The following is a 12,661-nucleotide window of genomic DNA, read 5'->3' as shown; positions in this document are numbered from 1 at the left end:
CGGGCACCCCGCCCTCCAGACAGGGATGGCATGTCCTACTTCAAAGAACTGGCCCATCAGTACATAGACGGTGAGTGGCGGACCGGCAGCGGCTCCTGGGACATCATCGACTTCAACCCGTACGACGGGGAGAAGCTGGCCTCCATAACCGTGGCCACCGTCGAGGAAGTGGACCAGGCCTACAGGGCGGCGGAGCGCGCGCAGCGCGAGTGGGCCGCGACCAATCCGTACACGCGCCGTCTCGTCTTCGAGCGGGCCGTTCGAATCATCGAGGACCGCGAGCAGGAGATCACCGAGGCGATCATCGCCGAGCTCGGCGGCACCCGGCTGAAGGCGGCCTTCGAGCTGCACCTGGCCAAGGAGTTCCTGCGCGAGGCGATGCAGCTGGCGCTGCGCCCCGAGGGCCGGATCATCCCCTCCCCGGTGGACGGCAAGGAAAACCGGCTCTACCGGCTCCCGGTCGGTGTCGTCGGCGTCATCAGCCCCTTCAACTTCCCCTTCCTGCTGTCCATCAAGTCGGTCGCCCCGGCGCTGGCGCTCGGCAACGCGGTGGTCCTCAAGCCGCATCAGAACACGCCGATCGTGGGCGGCGGCCTGGTGGCCCGTGTGTTCGAGGAGGCGGGCCTGCCCGCAGGTCTGCTGAATGTCGTGATCACCGACATCGCGGAGATCGGCGACGCTCTGATCGAGCACCCGGTGCCGAAGGTCATCTCGTTCACCGGTTCCGACACGGTCGGTCGGCATGTGGCCACCGTGTGCGCGGCCAACTTCAAGCACGCCGTACTGGAGCTGGGCGGCAACAGCGCGGTCATCGTGCTGGAGGACGCGGACATCGACTACGCGGTGGACGCCGCGGTGTTCAGCCGGTTCGTGCACCAGGGCCAGGTCTGTATGGCCGCCAACCGCGTACTCGTGGACCGCCGCGTCGAGCAGGAGTTCACCGAGAAGTTCGTCGCCAAGATCAAGACCCTGAAGGTCGGCGACCCGGCGGATCCGCAGACCCACATCGGCCCGCTGATCAACTCCTCGCAGGCCGACGCGGTCTCCAAGGTCGTCGAGCAGACGATCGAGGCGGGCGCCACCGCGCTGCTGCGCGGGACCACCGAGGGCAATCTCGTGGCCCCCACCGTGCTCACCGGCCTGGCCGCCGACTCACCCGTGCTGCGCGAGGAGATCTTCGGGCCGGTGGTGCTCGTGGTGCCGTTCGACGGGGAGGACGAGGCGGTACGGCTCGCCAACGACACCCCGTACGGGCTGAGCGGCGCGGTGCACACCGGCGACATCGAGCGCGGCGTCCGCATCGCGCAGCGGATCGAGACCGGCATGATCCACATCAATGACGGCACTGTCCACGACGAGCCGATCGTCGCCTTCGGCGGCGAGAAGCGATCGGGCCTCGGCCGGCTGAACGGCGACTCCATGGTGGAGGCGTTCACCACTCAGAAGTGGATCTCCATCCAGCACGGCCGCAGCGGCTTCCCCTTCTAGGCCTTCCCGGGCTCTCGGCCCTTTCCCCGGGCTCTCGGCCTCTCCCGGTTCCAGGCCTGTCCCGGGCTCGTCCGGGCGACGCCCGGGACTCTCGCGGTTTCCGGCACCGTTTTGCGCCGCACGACCCTTGCGGACAGCAACTGACCGCAAGGCTCCGTAGCGTCGTCTGTGTCAGGACGGCACGGAGAAGCCCCGGAAGGCGGACACCATGGTCACTCACGTTCACGCCCGCGGCGACGAGCGCGGCGCGCTGCTGGCCTTCGCCGAGGCGCAGCGCGGCGCCATCCGCCGGTCGGTCCTCGGACTGACCGAGGAGCAGGCGGCCGGCAAGCCCAGCAGCAGCGAGCTCTCGCTGTCCGGGCTGCTCAAGCATGTCGCGGAGACGGAGCTCGGCTGGCTCCGCATGGCCCGGCAGCTGCCGCCCGCCATCGAGCGGACCGAGGAGAACTGGGCGGACAGCTTCCGGCTGGTGGAGGGCGAGACGATCGCCGGGATGCTCGCCTTCTGGGAGAAGGCCGCCCAGGAGACGGAGGAGTTCATCCGCTCGGTGCCGAGCCTGGACGACACCTTCCCGCTCCCCGAGGCGCCGTGGTTCCCGCCCGGCGGTCAGGTGTCGATGCGCTGGCTGATGCTGCATCTGGTGGAGGAGATCGCCCGGCACGCGGGCCATGCCGACATCATCCGTGAGTCCCTGGACGGCAAGACGGCCTACGAGTTGGCCGCCGAGAGCAGCGCGGCGTCCTGAGCCGGGCCGTCCCCGGGCTCCGGAATCCTGCGCTCCGGACGTACGGCCGCCGCCCGCAGCGGCGGCCGCCCGGACGGGCCGGCGTTCCCGCCGCTGGTCAACCTTGGGCGGGGCCGTTGCGGGCAGCCTCCCGTGCCCGGCGCGACAGGCCGGACAGGGCCTAGTCTGGCGCCGTACACAACAGGCTGGATGGGGAGATACGGGCGATGTCAGCGATCCGGCTGCTGGTCCTGGGTGCGGTCCGCCAGCATGGGCGGGCGCACGGCTACCAGGTGCGCAACGACCTGGAGTACTGGGGCGCCCACGAGTGGTCGAACGCCAAACCCGGCTCGATCTACCACGCCCTGAAACAGATGGCGAAGCAGGGAGTGCTGCTCGCCCATGAGATCGCGCCGAGTACGGCGGGCGGCCCGCCGCGTACGGAGTACGAGCTCACGGACACGGGCCAGGAGGAGTTCTTCAAACTGCTGCGCGAGGCCCTGTCCCGCCACGACCAGAAGATCGACGTGCTGTCCGCCGGCATCGGCTTCATGGTCGACCTGCCGCGCGCCGAGGCGGTGGCGCTGCTCAAGGAGCGGGTACGCGGTCTCCAGCAGTGGCGGTCCGCAGTCACCGAGTTCTACACACCCGAAGAGGGGCCGGAGTCGCTCGGCCACATCGGCGAGATCATGAACATGTGGGTGTACTCCGCGGACACCGGCGCCGAGTGGACGAGCGGGCTGATCGAGCGGATCGAGCGGGGGGCGTACACCTTCGCGGGCGAGGGGGAGCCGTTCATCGGCGTACTGCCTGAAGGCGTCGAGAACCCGTACGCGTCACAGGGGACGCCGGACCGAGAGCGTCAGTAATCAAGTTTGACCAATGCTGGAGCGGGGAGTATTTTCGTGGCCTGTAGTCAAATTTGACTACGTAGGAGGGGGAGGAGATCACATTGGCTGACCTCGATCTCGCGATCGTCGTCGAAGGACTGCGGAAGAGATACCGGGACAAGGAGGCTCTCAGCGGGCTGGATCTGACCGTCCAGCGCGGCACCGTCCACGGGGTGCTCGGCCCCAATGGAGCCGGCAAGACCACAGCCGTCCGTATCCTCGCCACCCTGCTGCGGCACGACGGGGGCCGCGCCGAGGTGGGCGGCTTCGATGTGCTGCGGAAGCCCGACGAGGTCCGCCGCCGGATCGGGCTGCTCGGCCAGCACGCGGCCGTCGACGAGCAGTTGAGCGGCCGGCAGAACCTGGAGATGTTCGGGCGGCTCCATCACTTGGGGTCGCGCCGTGCCGGGCTGCGCGCCGATGAGCTGCTGGAGCGGTTCGGCCTCGCAGACACCGGAAGGAAGGCGGTCGGACAGTACAGCGGCGGTATGCGGCGGCGGCTGGATCTCGCAGCCGGCCTGATCACGGACCCGCAGATCCTCTTCCTGGACGAGCCGACGACCGGTCTCGACCCGCGCGGCCGTACGGAAGTGTGGAGCGCGGTCCGCTCCCTGGTCGGCGGCGGTACGACCGTGCTGCTCACCACCCAGTACCTGGAGGAGGCCGACCAGCTCGCGGACCGTATCTCCGTGATCGACGGCGGTCGGGTCATCGCGGGCGGCACGGCCGACGAGCTCAAATCCGGGCTCGGCGGTGACCGTATCGATGTCGTCGTGCGTCACGGTGCCCAACTGGCCTCCGCCGCTTCGGTGCTCGGCACGGCGGTCCGGACCGGTGCCGTCGAGACCGACGAGGACGGCCGGCGGGTGAGCGCGGCGGTGACCGACCGGATCACCGCGCTGACCGAGGCGGTACGTGCCCTGGCCGCGGCCGGGATCGAGGCGGAGGACATCGCCCTGCGCCGACCCACCCTCGACGAGGTGTTCCTGCATCTGACCGGAGGCACGCCCGAGGCCGCGAAGGAGGCTGTCGTATGACCACCGCAACTCCCGCTCCCGGCCTGCGACATGGAGGTTCCCGCACGGGCGGATCCAGCGGATCCAGGGCGGGCCGGGTTCTTGTGGACTCCTGGACGATGACGCGGCGCGAGTTCGCGCACTGGGCGCGGCAGCCCGTCCAGATCATCGTCGGGCTGGTCTTCCCGGTGATGATGCTGCTGATGTTCGCCTACTTCATCGGTGGCGGGATGACTGTCCCCCGGGGCGGGGACTACAAGGAGATCCTGGTGCCGGGCATGCTCGCCCTCACCATGGCCTTCGGTCTCGAAGCGACGATGATCGCGATCACCCAGGACCTGAACAAGGGTGTCATCGACCGCTTCCGCTCGATGCCGATGGCGGCGTCCGCGGTGCTGGTGGGGCGGAGCGCCGCCGACATGCTCCAGTCGGTGCTCAGCCTGCTGATCATGATCGGGGTGGGGCTGGCGATGGGCTGGCGTTGGCACGGCACGGCCGGGGAAGCGCTTCTCGCCGTCGGGCTGTTGCTCCTGCTCCGCTTGGCGATGCTGTGGATCGGCATCTGTCTCGGCCTCGTCGCGGGCAGGCCGGAACTCGTACAGGCCGTGCAGATCCTCGTCTGGCCGGTGGCCTTCCTGTCCAACACCTTCTCCTCGCCGGAGGACATGCCGGGCTGGCTGGGGGCGATCGCCGAGTGGAACCCGATGTCGGCTACGGCAGCCGCGGTCCGGGAGCTCTTCGCCAACCCGGGCTGGGGCGGGGACTCATGGGTCGCGCAGCACTCGGTGCTGATGGCGGTGGTCTGGCCCGTGGTGCTGATCGCGGTCTTCTTCCCGCTGGCAGTCCACCGGTTCCGCGGGCTCAGCCGCTGAGCGTGCTTGCGCCGGGCTGCGCCGGACCTGGGCGCGCTGGGCCACGGCGTCCTGGCCCGGGTCGCAGCCCTGGGTCGCAGCGATGGGTCCGCAGCGATGGGTCGGGGCCGAGGTTCGCGGCTGAGGTTCGCGGCCGAGGGCGCGATGACGAGTCTCGGCGTACGAGCGGGAACCTCGCCGGGGCCTGCGGTGTAAATGAAGGCAGGGCGCTCACGGGGGGCGTGGACGGAGGGGTCAGTGATGGAACGCGGTGTCGACGGATGCGGGGCGGTTCAGCGGCTCGGCCTGGCCGCGCAGTTCGGGCAGCAACTGACGCAGGTCCTCGATGAACAGTTCGGCGAGGTCCGCGGTGAAGCCGTTGCGGCACACCACGCGGAGGACGTCCAGGTCCTCCCTGTTGGGGGGAAAGGCGTAGGCGGGCACCAGCCAGCCGCGCTCACGCAGCCGCCGGGACACGTCGAAGACGTCGTAGTTCACGATGTCCTGGGCAGTGGTGAAGGCGAAGACCGGGAGTTCGTCTCCGTGCGACAGCAGGTGGAAGTCGCCGAGGGCCTCGACCCGTTCGGCCAGGGAGCGAGCCACGTCCCGGGCCGTCTGCTGGACGGCGCGGAAACCGTCCCGGCCCAGCCGCAGAAACGTGTAGTACTGCGCGGCGACCTGGGCTCCCGGTCGGGAGAAGTTGAGCGCGAAGGTGGGCATGTCGCCGCCCAGGTAGTTGACCCGGAAGACCAGCTCTTCGGGGAGGGCATCGGAGGTCCGCCAGAGCGCCCAGCCCACTCCCGGATACACCAGCCCGTACTTGTGGCCGGAGGTGTTGATCGAGGCGACGCGCGGCAGCCGGAAGTCCCAGACCACGCTCTCGTCCAGGAAGGGGGCGATCATCGCACCCGAGGCACCGTCGACATGGACCGGCACATCGAGCCCGGTTCGCTCCTGGAGCGCGTCCAGCGACTTGCAGACTTCGGCCACCGGTTCATAGGACCCGTCGAAGGTCGAGCCGAGAATGGTCACCACGCCGATGGTGTTCTCGTCGCAGAGATCCGCCGCGGCCTGCGGGTCGAGATGGAACCGGTCGCCCTCCATGGGGACCTGACGGGCCTCGACCTCCCAGAAGTTGCAGAATTTGTCCCAGCAGACCTGGACGTTCACGCCCATCACCAGATTGGGCCTCGCGCTCCCGGGATAGCGGTCGGCGTTGCGTTTGGCCCAGCGGCGCTTGAGAGCCAGGCCGGCGAGCATGCACGCCTCGCTCGACCCCGTGGTGGAGCAGCCCACGGCTCCGCTCGGGTCGGGGGCGTTCCAGAGATCGGCGAGGATCACCACGCAGCGCCGCTCCAGTTCGGCGGTGCGCGGATACTCGTCCTTGTCGATCATGTTCTTGTCCCGGCACTCGGCCATCAGCACACCGGCGTGCGGCTCCATCCAGGTGGTGACGAAGGTCGCGAGGTTGAGCCGGGAGTTGCCGTCGAGCATCAGCTCGTCGTGGACGAGCTGATACGCGGACTCGGGCCTCATCGGGCCCGCCGGCAGCCGGTGGCGGGGCGGGGCGGCGGTCATCCCGCCGACCGGATCGGCCGGTCCGAAGAAGGGGTTGACCGACAGCCCGGTCCGTTCGGATCCGGCGGGGCCCGGTCCCTTGTGCAGCGACATCATCGGCGATGCCCTTTCAGCATGCGGCGGCGAGCCCCGCCTTGATGACGGGAGCCCATGGTGTTCCCTCCTTCTGGTCGCGACGATAAGGGCATACCGCCTGCCGGGCCTGTCCGGTTGCTGCGCATGGCGACCTCTGTCACCGCACCGGGCTGCTGTCCTCGTGAAGCTGCATCATCGGGCGGCCGGTAACGAGCAGCCAGGCGGGCAGCGAGGCCAGGCACAGCAGCGGCAGCACTTCGGCGTCGGGTGCCAGCACGGCAGCTGTGAACAGGCTCAGCCAGCCCTGCCGGGTCAGCGCCATCAGGACGCCGAGCACCCCGCACACCGCGCCGAGCGTCGGGTGCACCTGCGGTACGACCGCATGGGCGAACAGTCCCAGCGCCACGCCCACGAACACCGCGGGGAAGATCCGCCCGCCGCGGAACCCACAGGCGGACGCGGTCATCAGCGCGACGAGCTTGACCACGGTCATCAGCGCGAGGTCACCGGCCGACCATGAGTCGACGTCCGCGGCGAGCTCCTTCACCTCGTCCAGGCCCTTGAACAGCGTGAGATTCCCGCCCAGCGCGCCGAGCAGCCCCAGCAGCAGACCGCCGAGCGTCAGCGTCGCCACCGGGTTCCGCAGCCACCGGAAGGCCCGGTGCACATACGGGAACGCGTACACCGCTGCCATGCCCAGGACGGCGCCTACGGAGGCGATCACCAGGGCGGCCAGGACGTCCTGGTACCTGGAGCCGGAGAAACCGGGCAGGTCGATGTCGAACGTCGGGTTGGCGACCAGCACGGTCGTGATTCCGCCCGCCCCGGCGGCGATCAGGGGCCCGAACAGCTGGTCCCACAGCGACGGCGGAGGCCGGCCCTCGCCCGGCCCTGGGCGGCCCACCAGGCTCTCGGTGATGATGAGGGCGGCCGCGACGGGGGTGCCGAACAGTGCGCCGATGGTGCCCGCGGCGGCCAGCGACACCCACAGCACAGCCGGGGCCGCCGGGCGTAACTTGTGCCCCAGCCTGTAGGTGAGCGCGATGTTCGCCGCGGTGATGGGGTTCTCGGGCCCCAGGCTGACCCCGCCCGCGAGGGCCAGCGCAGAAGCGAGCAGCAGCCCGGGGGCCACCCGGGCCGGCACGGGCGGGTCCACCAGCCCTGTGGTGGCCGGGTCCGGTCCGGCGTTGCCCGGCACCTTCCACACCACCAGTCCCACGGCCAGGCCGGTTGCCGTGAGAACAGCGATCATCCAACCCGAGGACCAGCTGCCGATGCCCAGCGTGTCCGGCAGGGTCGTCCAGAGCACATCCTTGAGCTCCTCGGAGACGGCGGTCACTCCGAGCAGCAGCAGGGCCGACCCCGCCCCGACCGCGAGCGCCGGAAGGATCAGCGGTAGCAGCGATCGTGGGCCGGTGATGAGGGGCTGGGAGGAGGCTTCCTGAACCACCGCCACACCATAGGCGTACTAATAGGGCAAAACAGTCCAGAAACTCGGGGGTTGCACCTCACGTGGCGTGAGGGCTCAGGCTGAGCACACACGCCGGACGAGCCGGACAAGGGAGCGGAGGTCATGAGCTATTCCGTCGGACAGGTCGCCGGCTTCGCCGGGTGCACGGTGCGGACCCTGCACCACTACGACGAGATCGGGCTGCTCTCCCCGAGCACCCGCAGCCACGCGGGCCATCGGCGCTATGACGACGCCGACCTCGACCGGCTGCAACGGATCCTGTTCTACCGGGAACTCGGCTTTCCTCTCGACGAGGTCACGGCCCTGCTCGACGACCCGGACGCGGACCCGCAGGAACACCTGCGGCGCCGGCACGAGCTGCTGTCCGCCGGGATCGCCAAGCTGCAGGAGATGGCCGCAGCCGTCGAACACGCCATGGAGGCACGGAAGATGGGCATCAATCTGACACCCGAGGAGAAGTTCGAAGTCTTCGGTGACCACGACCCGGAGCAGTACACGGAGGAGGCCGAGCGGCGCTGGGGCGGCTCCGACGCCTATCGGGAGTCCCGGCGCAGGACCGCCACATACACCAAGGAGGACTGGCTTCGGATCAAGGCGGAGAGCGCCGAGAACAGCGGCGCGTTCGCCGCCCTCATGAAGGCCGGCGCGACACCGGATTCTCCGGAGGCGATGGATCTCGCGGAGGAGCACCGGCTGCAGATCAGCCGGAACTTCTACGACTGCACCTACGAGATCCACACCGGGCTGGGCGAGATGTATGTCGCGGACCCGAACTTCACCGCAGTCTTCGAGCAGATCAGGCCCGGTCTCGCCGAGTTCGTCCGCGAGGCGATTCTGGCCAACGCCGTCCGCAAGGTCTGACCGCGCGGGGCCCGGCAGCGCGCGCCGGGCCCCGCGTCATACGTCAGGGCGGCAATGCGTCAGGACTGCGGAGCCAGCACCACCGCGGTGCCGTACGCGCACACCTCGGTGCCCACGTCCGCTGCTTCCGTCACATCGAAGCGCATCATCAGCACCGCGTTCCCGCCGCGCGCGCGGGCCTGTTCGACCAGCCGCTCCATGGCCTGGTTCCGGGTCTCGACCAGCGTCTTGGTCAGCCCTCTCAGCTCGCCGCCGATCATCGACTTCAGGCCCGCGCCGATCTGGCTGCCGAGGTGTCGCGAGCGCACCGTCAGACCGAAGACCTCGCCGATGACCTGCTGAACGTGGTAACCGGGTACGTCGTTGGTCGTCACCACCAGGACGTCGGACTGGGGGCCTTGTCCGCCGCCGAACTCCTCGATGCCCATCGCATCCACCTCCTGCCGAAAAGGATCACTTGTCGCCGGAAGGGACGCATCCGGGGATATCCGCGTTGAGCCGTCCGGCCGAAGGCGCCGGCCGGCCAGCAGGATCCGGCGACGGCTCCCGCCCGGTGCCGTGGGGCGGACTGGAACCCGACGCCCTCCGTGGGCGTTGATAGCTTTGGACTGCGCCATATCCAGCCGTACCTGCGCCCGGGCACCGTTTGAGCCTGCGCCCTTGATCCAGGAGCCTGTCAACCGTGACCACCCTCGCGCTCGGCCCCAGCTGGCTGGACCCGGACTATCTGATCCAGACGTTCGGGCTGATCGGCATCCTGGCGATCGTCTTCGCCGAGTCCGGCCTGCTCATCGGCTTCTTCCTGCCAGGTGACTCGCTGCTCTTCACCACCGGCCTGCTTGTCGCGACCGACAAATACCTGCACTACCCGCTGTGGCTGGTCTGTGTGCTCGTCGTCCTCGCGGCGGTCATCGGTGACCAGGTCGGCTATCTCTTCGGACGCAAGGTCGGTCCTTCGCTCTTCCGCCGGCCGGACTCCAAGCTCTTCAAGCAGGAGAACGTCGAGAAGGCCCACGAATTCTTCGAGAAGTACGGGCCGAAGTCGCTGGTCCTGGCCCGCTTCGTGCCGATCGTGCGGACCTTCACGCCGATCATCGCGGGCGTCAGCCGGATGAACTACCGCTCGTTCATCACCTTCAACGTCATCGGCGGGATGCTCTGGGGCGCAGGGGTGACCCTGCTCGGCTACTTCCTCGGCCGGATCGACTTCGTGAACAAGCACATCGAGGCGATCCTGGTCGCCATCGTGCTGCTCTCGGTCGTCCCGATCGTGATCGAATATCTCCGCGCCCGTGGCAAGTCGAAGAAGGAGCGCCTGGCGGCCCCCGAGCCGACGGACCCCCAGGCCCCGGGCCAGCGCGGCCGCCACGCCCGACGCTGACGCGGCCCGGGCGGGGAGGTCACTTCCCGCCCGGCGTTCCGCAGTACAGCGGCCGGGCCTTTCCCGAACCCCTGGGCAGGCACCTCACCTCAGGCCTCAGCCGCAGGAATCCTCAGAGCGGCCGCACGAAACGGGAAACCGCGCTCGACCGGACCTGCCCGCGACCGGACCTGCCACTGACCCGACCGGCCCGGCCCGACCCGACTGGCCCGACCGGCCCGACCCAGCCCACCCGACCGACCGGCCCGACCCAGCCCACCCGACCGACCGGCCCGGCCCACCCGACCGACCGGCCCGGCCCACCCGACCGACCGGCCCGGCCCGGCCCGACCGACCGGCCCGGCCCGGCCCGACCGACCGGCCCGGCCCGACCCGACCCGGCCAGGCCGGGGCCAGACCCCATCCCAGCCACCGCCCCCCAGTGGGCAACCGTGGCCCTCAGAAACCGCGGGTGCGCTTCGCCGCGCGGCGGGCTGAGGCCTCGGCCGCGCCCGGGACCTTGATGGCGAGCCGGGCGATCTCACCACCCAGGTTCACCCCGATGGCGATGGCGAGTGCCAGGGCGGCTGCCTGTGTCAGCGATCCGATGCCCGTCTCCAGGCTTCCCTGCGCCAGCCCCAGCAGCCCGAAGTACGTCGCACTACCCGGCAGCAGCGGACCGATGGCCGCCGTGACGTACGGCAGCGCCGACGCGTACCGGTAGCGCGACAGCAGCTGTCCGAAGAGGCCGACCAGCCCCGCGGCCACGGCCGTCGCGGCCACCGGATCCAATCCGCCCGTGTCGTGCAGCGCGCCGAAGACGACCCACGCCACTCCGCCGTTCAGGGTGGCCACCAGCACGGTGTGACGTTCCTGCTGGAGCAGCACAGCGAAGGCGAGTGCCAGCAGCATCGCGACGCAGATCTGCGTCACCGGCCGCGAGTCGCCGCCCAGCGCCTCCTCCGGGTTCAGTGTCGCGTTCAGCTGCACGCCGCCGTACAGCACGACCAGCACGCCGCAGATGATCCCGACGATGAGGTAGCAGACCTCCAACAGCCGTGCGGCGGCGGTGATGTAGTAACCCGTCAGGCCATCCTGTACCGCCGCGACCAGCGCTCGCCCCGGGATCAGCGCGAACAGTCCACCGGTGATCACAGCGGAAGCCTGTACGTTCGCGTGCACGAGGCTCAGCGCCACGCCCATTGCCGCCGGCGGCATCGCCGCCGCCACGAACTGGTAGAACTCCGGCAGCCCGCGCCCCGAAGCCAGCCACGCCAGCCGGTCGCCGAGCATCGCACCCACGGCTGCCGCGATGAAGACCAGCCAGGTGCCACCCACCAGCGTGCTCGCCGCGCCCGCCAGAGCGCCGGAGGCCAGCGTCAGCGCCCATCCCGGGTAGGGGTGCCGGTTCCGTCGGATCTCCGCCAGCCGCCGGTACGCCTCCTCGAGCGTGACCTCGACGTCCTCCGCGCAGATGTCGTCGACCAACCGGAAGACGGCCGACAGCCGGTTGTAGTCGGTGACGCGCCGCCGCACGGTCCGGCTGGCCGTCACCGGGTCGTCGACCAGCGACGGCTGGTAGGTGACCGACAGCAGGGTGAAGGTGACGGTCGGCTCGCAGCGGTCCAGGCCGTACGCATGGGCGACCCCGAACATCGCCGCCTCGACGTCCTCCGCGCCCTCGCCGCCCGCGAGCAGCAGCTCGCCGATACGAAGCGTCAGGTCGAGGACGCGGGGGACGGCCGGACCGGTCTCGTCCTCGTGCTTCTCCGCCCGCTCCGGCACCGGCCGGTCGGCGATCGGCATACGCAGCATCGTGCGCATCCGGTCCTGCCAGGGAGTTTCCTTGGTCAGCCGGATCACCGGGATACCGTGCGGCGGCGTGAAGGCCGGGTAGCCGGACGGCTGCCTGGTCTGCGTCGTCCGCCCCTTCGGCCGGTTGAAGGCCGACCCCTCCAGCTGGGCCGACTCGGCAGCCGCCTCCGGAGCGAAACCGCTGGGCACGGCGAACTCCGATGTCGGGTGCTCCTCCTCCGGCGGCGCCGGCAGCGGCACCCCCTCTGGCGGAGTAAAGGCGCTGTGCGCCTCGTCCGACTGCGGCTTACGGTCCTCGAGGTGCTCCTCCTCCGGATTGCTGCCGCTCCGCTTCGGGTCCGCGACCACGTTGCTCCGCTCCTCCTCTCCTGCCTTGTCGATCCTCACCGGCAACGATGCCGCATGCCCGCCCCCACTGCCCGTCATGTCCCGAGGGCGGCCTGGAGGTCTCCGCGCACGGGCGGGGGGGGGGCGCACCCCCGGGGGGCGCCCCCCCGGCAAGGGAAAAGACACAAGCGCAGCGGCGCGGGGA

The 12,661-nt window shown here is 69.9% G+C and carries 11 protein-coding genes; 7 read left to right on the top strand and 4 right to left on the bottom strand.

Features of this window, described 5'->3' with window-relative positions:
* Window positions 1–30 precede the first annotated feature (30 nt).
* The 5 genes from ABZW18_RS06515 to ABZW18_RS06495 all read left to right on the top strand — a co-directional run bounded on the left by ABZW18_RS06515 (window position 31) and on the right by ABZW18_RS06495 (window position 4,990).
* Window positions 31–1,488, top strand: a complete 1,458-nt coding sequence (locus tag ABZW18_RS06515; RefSeq protein ID WP_356182943.1) for an aldehyde dehydrogenase family protein — start codon at window positions 31–33, stop codon at window positions 1,486–1,488.
* A gap of 208 nt (window positions 1,489–1,696) precedes the next feature.
* Window positions 1,697–2,233, top strand: a complete 537-nt coding sequence (locus tag ABZW18_RS06510; RefSeq protein WP_356182940.1) for a DinB family protein — start codon at window positions 1,697–1,699, stop codon at window positions 2,231–2,233.
* A gap of 206 nt (window positions 2,234–2,439) precedes the next feature.
* Window positions 2,440–3,081 (top strand): PadR family transcriptional regulator, encoded by a 642-nt coding sequence (locus tag ABZW18_RS06505; RefSeq protein ID WP_356182937.1) that lies wholly within the window; start codon window positions 2,440–2,442, stop codon window positions 3,079–3,081.
* Window positions 3,082–3,164: 83 nt separating this feature from the next.
* Window positions 3,165–4,139: an ATP-binding cassette domain-containing protein gene (locus tag ABZW18_RS06500; protein ID WP_356182934.1), complete on the top strand. Its 975-nt coding sequence runs from the start codon at window positions 3,165–3,167 to the stop codon at window positions 4,137–4,139.
* A 98-nt stretch (window positions 4,140–4,237) separates the two neighbouring features.
* Window positions 4,238–4,990 carry an ABC transporter permease gene (locus tag ABZW18_RS06495; RefSeq protein WP_356183185.1) on the top strand — a complete coding sequence of 251 codons (753 nt, stop codon included), beginning with the start codon at window positions 4,238–4,240 and terminating at the stop codon, window positions 4,988–4,990.
* Between the two features lie 234 nt (window positions 4,991–5,224).
* Here ABZW18_RS06495 and ABZW18_RS06490 read toward each other — a convergent pair whose 3' ends face one another.
* Complete coding sequence (locus tag ABZW18_RS06490; RefSeq protein WP_356183182.1) at window positions 5,225–6,640, bottom strand: glutamate decarboxylase; 1,416 nt, start codon at window positions 6,638–6,640, stop codon at window positions 5,225–5,227.
* A 139-nt stretch (window positions 6,641–6,779) separates the two neighbouring features.
* Window positions 6,780–8,072 carry an ion channel protein gene (locus ABZW18_RS06485; protein ID WP_356182932.1) on the bottom strand — a complete coding sequence of 431 codons (1,293 nt, stop codon included), beginning with the start codon at window positions 8,070–8,072 and terminating at the stop codon, window positions 6,780–6,782.
* A 123-nt stretch (window positions 8,073–8,195) separates the two neighbouring features.
* Here ABZW18_RS06485 and ABZW18_RS06480 point away from each other — a divergent pair, with 123 nt between their 5' ends.
* On the top strand, window positions 8,196–8,954 hold the full coding sequence (locus tag ABZW18_RS06480) for a MerR family transcriptional regulator (RefSeq protein ID WP_356182929.1): 759 nt from the start codon (window positions 8,196–8,198) through the stop codon (window positions 8,952–8,954).
* Between the two features lie 59 nt (window positions 8,955–9,013).
* Here the strand turns inward: ABZW18_RS06480 and ABZW18_RS06475 are convergent, their stop codons facing one another.
* A complete protein-coding gene (locus ABZW18_RS06475; protein ID WP_356182926.1) occupies window positions 9,014–9,382 on the bottom strand; it encodes a YbjQ family protein in 369 nt (122 codons plus the stop codon).
* A gap of 254 nt (window positions 9,383–9,636) precedes the next feature.
* Between ABZW18_RS06475 and ABZW18_RS06470 the strand changes: the two genes are divergently transcribed.
* Window positions 9,637–10,335 (top strand): VTT domain-containing protein, encoded by a 699-nt coding sequence (locus tag ABZW18_RS06470; RefSeq protein WP_356182924.1) that lies wholly within the window; start codon window positions 9,637–9,639, stop codon window positions 10,333–10,335.
* Window positions 10,336–10,773: 438 nt separating this feature from the next.
* Here the strand turns inward: ABZW18_RS06470 and ABZW18_RS06465 are convergent, their stop codons facing one another.
* On the bottom strand, window positions 10,774–12,477 hold the full coding sequence (locus ABZW18_RS06465) for a threonine/serine exporter family protein (RefSeq protein ID WP_356183179.1): 1,704 nt from the start codon (window positions 12,475–12,477) through the stop codon (window positions 10,774–10,776).
* Window positions 12,478–12,661 lie beyond the last annotated feature (184 nt).

The organism is Streptomyces sp. NPDC004647, assembly GCF_040609575.1.
GTDB lineage: Bacteria > Actinomycetota > Actinomycetes > Streptomycetales > Streptomycetaceae > Streptomyces.
The sequence above is the reverse complement of the archived record's forward strand: the minus strand, read 5'-3'. Positions and strand labels throughout refer to the sequence as shown.

Bases quoted from the DNA above. Each gene is read 5' to 3' on its own strand.
- ABZW18_RS06515 (WP_356182943.1), top strand. From the start codon at position 31: ATGTCCTACTTCAAAGAACTGGCCCATCAGTACATAGACGGTGAGTGG.
- ABZW18_RS06510 (WP_356182940.1), top strand. From the start codon at position 1,697: ATGGTCACTCACGTTCACGCCCGCGGCGACGAGCGCGGCGCGCTGCTG.
- ABZW18_RS06505 (WP_356182937.1), top strand. From the start codon at position 2,440: ATGTCAGCGATCCGGCTGCTGGTCCTGGGTGCGGTCCGCCAGCATGGG.
- ABZW18_RS06495 (WP_356183185.1), top strand. From the start codon at position 4,238: ATGACGCGGCGCGAGTTCGCGCACTGGGCGCGGCAGCCCGTCCAGATC.
- ABZW18_RS06490 (WP_356183182.1), bottom strand. From the start codon at position 6,640: ATGTCGCTGCACAAGGGACCGGGCCCCGCCGGATCCGAACGGACCGGG.
- ABZW18_RS06480 (WP_356182929.1), top strand. From the start codon at position 8,196: ATGAGCTATTCCGTCGGACAGGTCGCCGGCTTCGCCGGGTGCACGGTG.
- ABZW18_RS06475 (WP_356182926.1), bottom strand. From the start codon at position 9,382: ATGGGCATCGAGGAGTTCGGCGGCGGACAAGGCCCCCAGTCCGACGTC.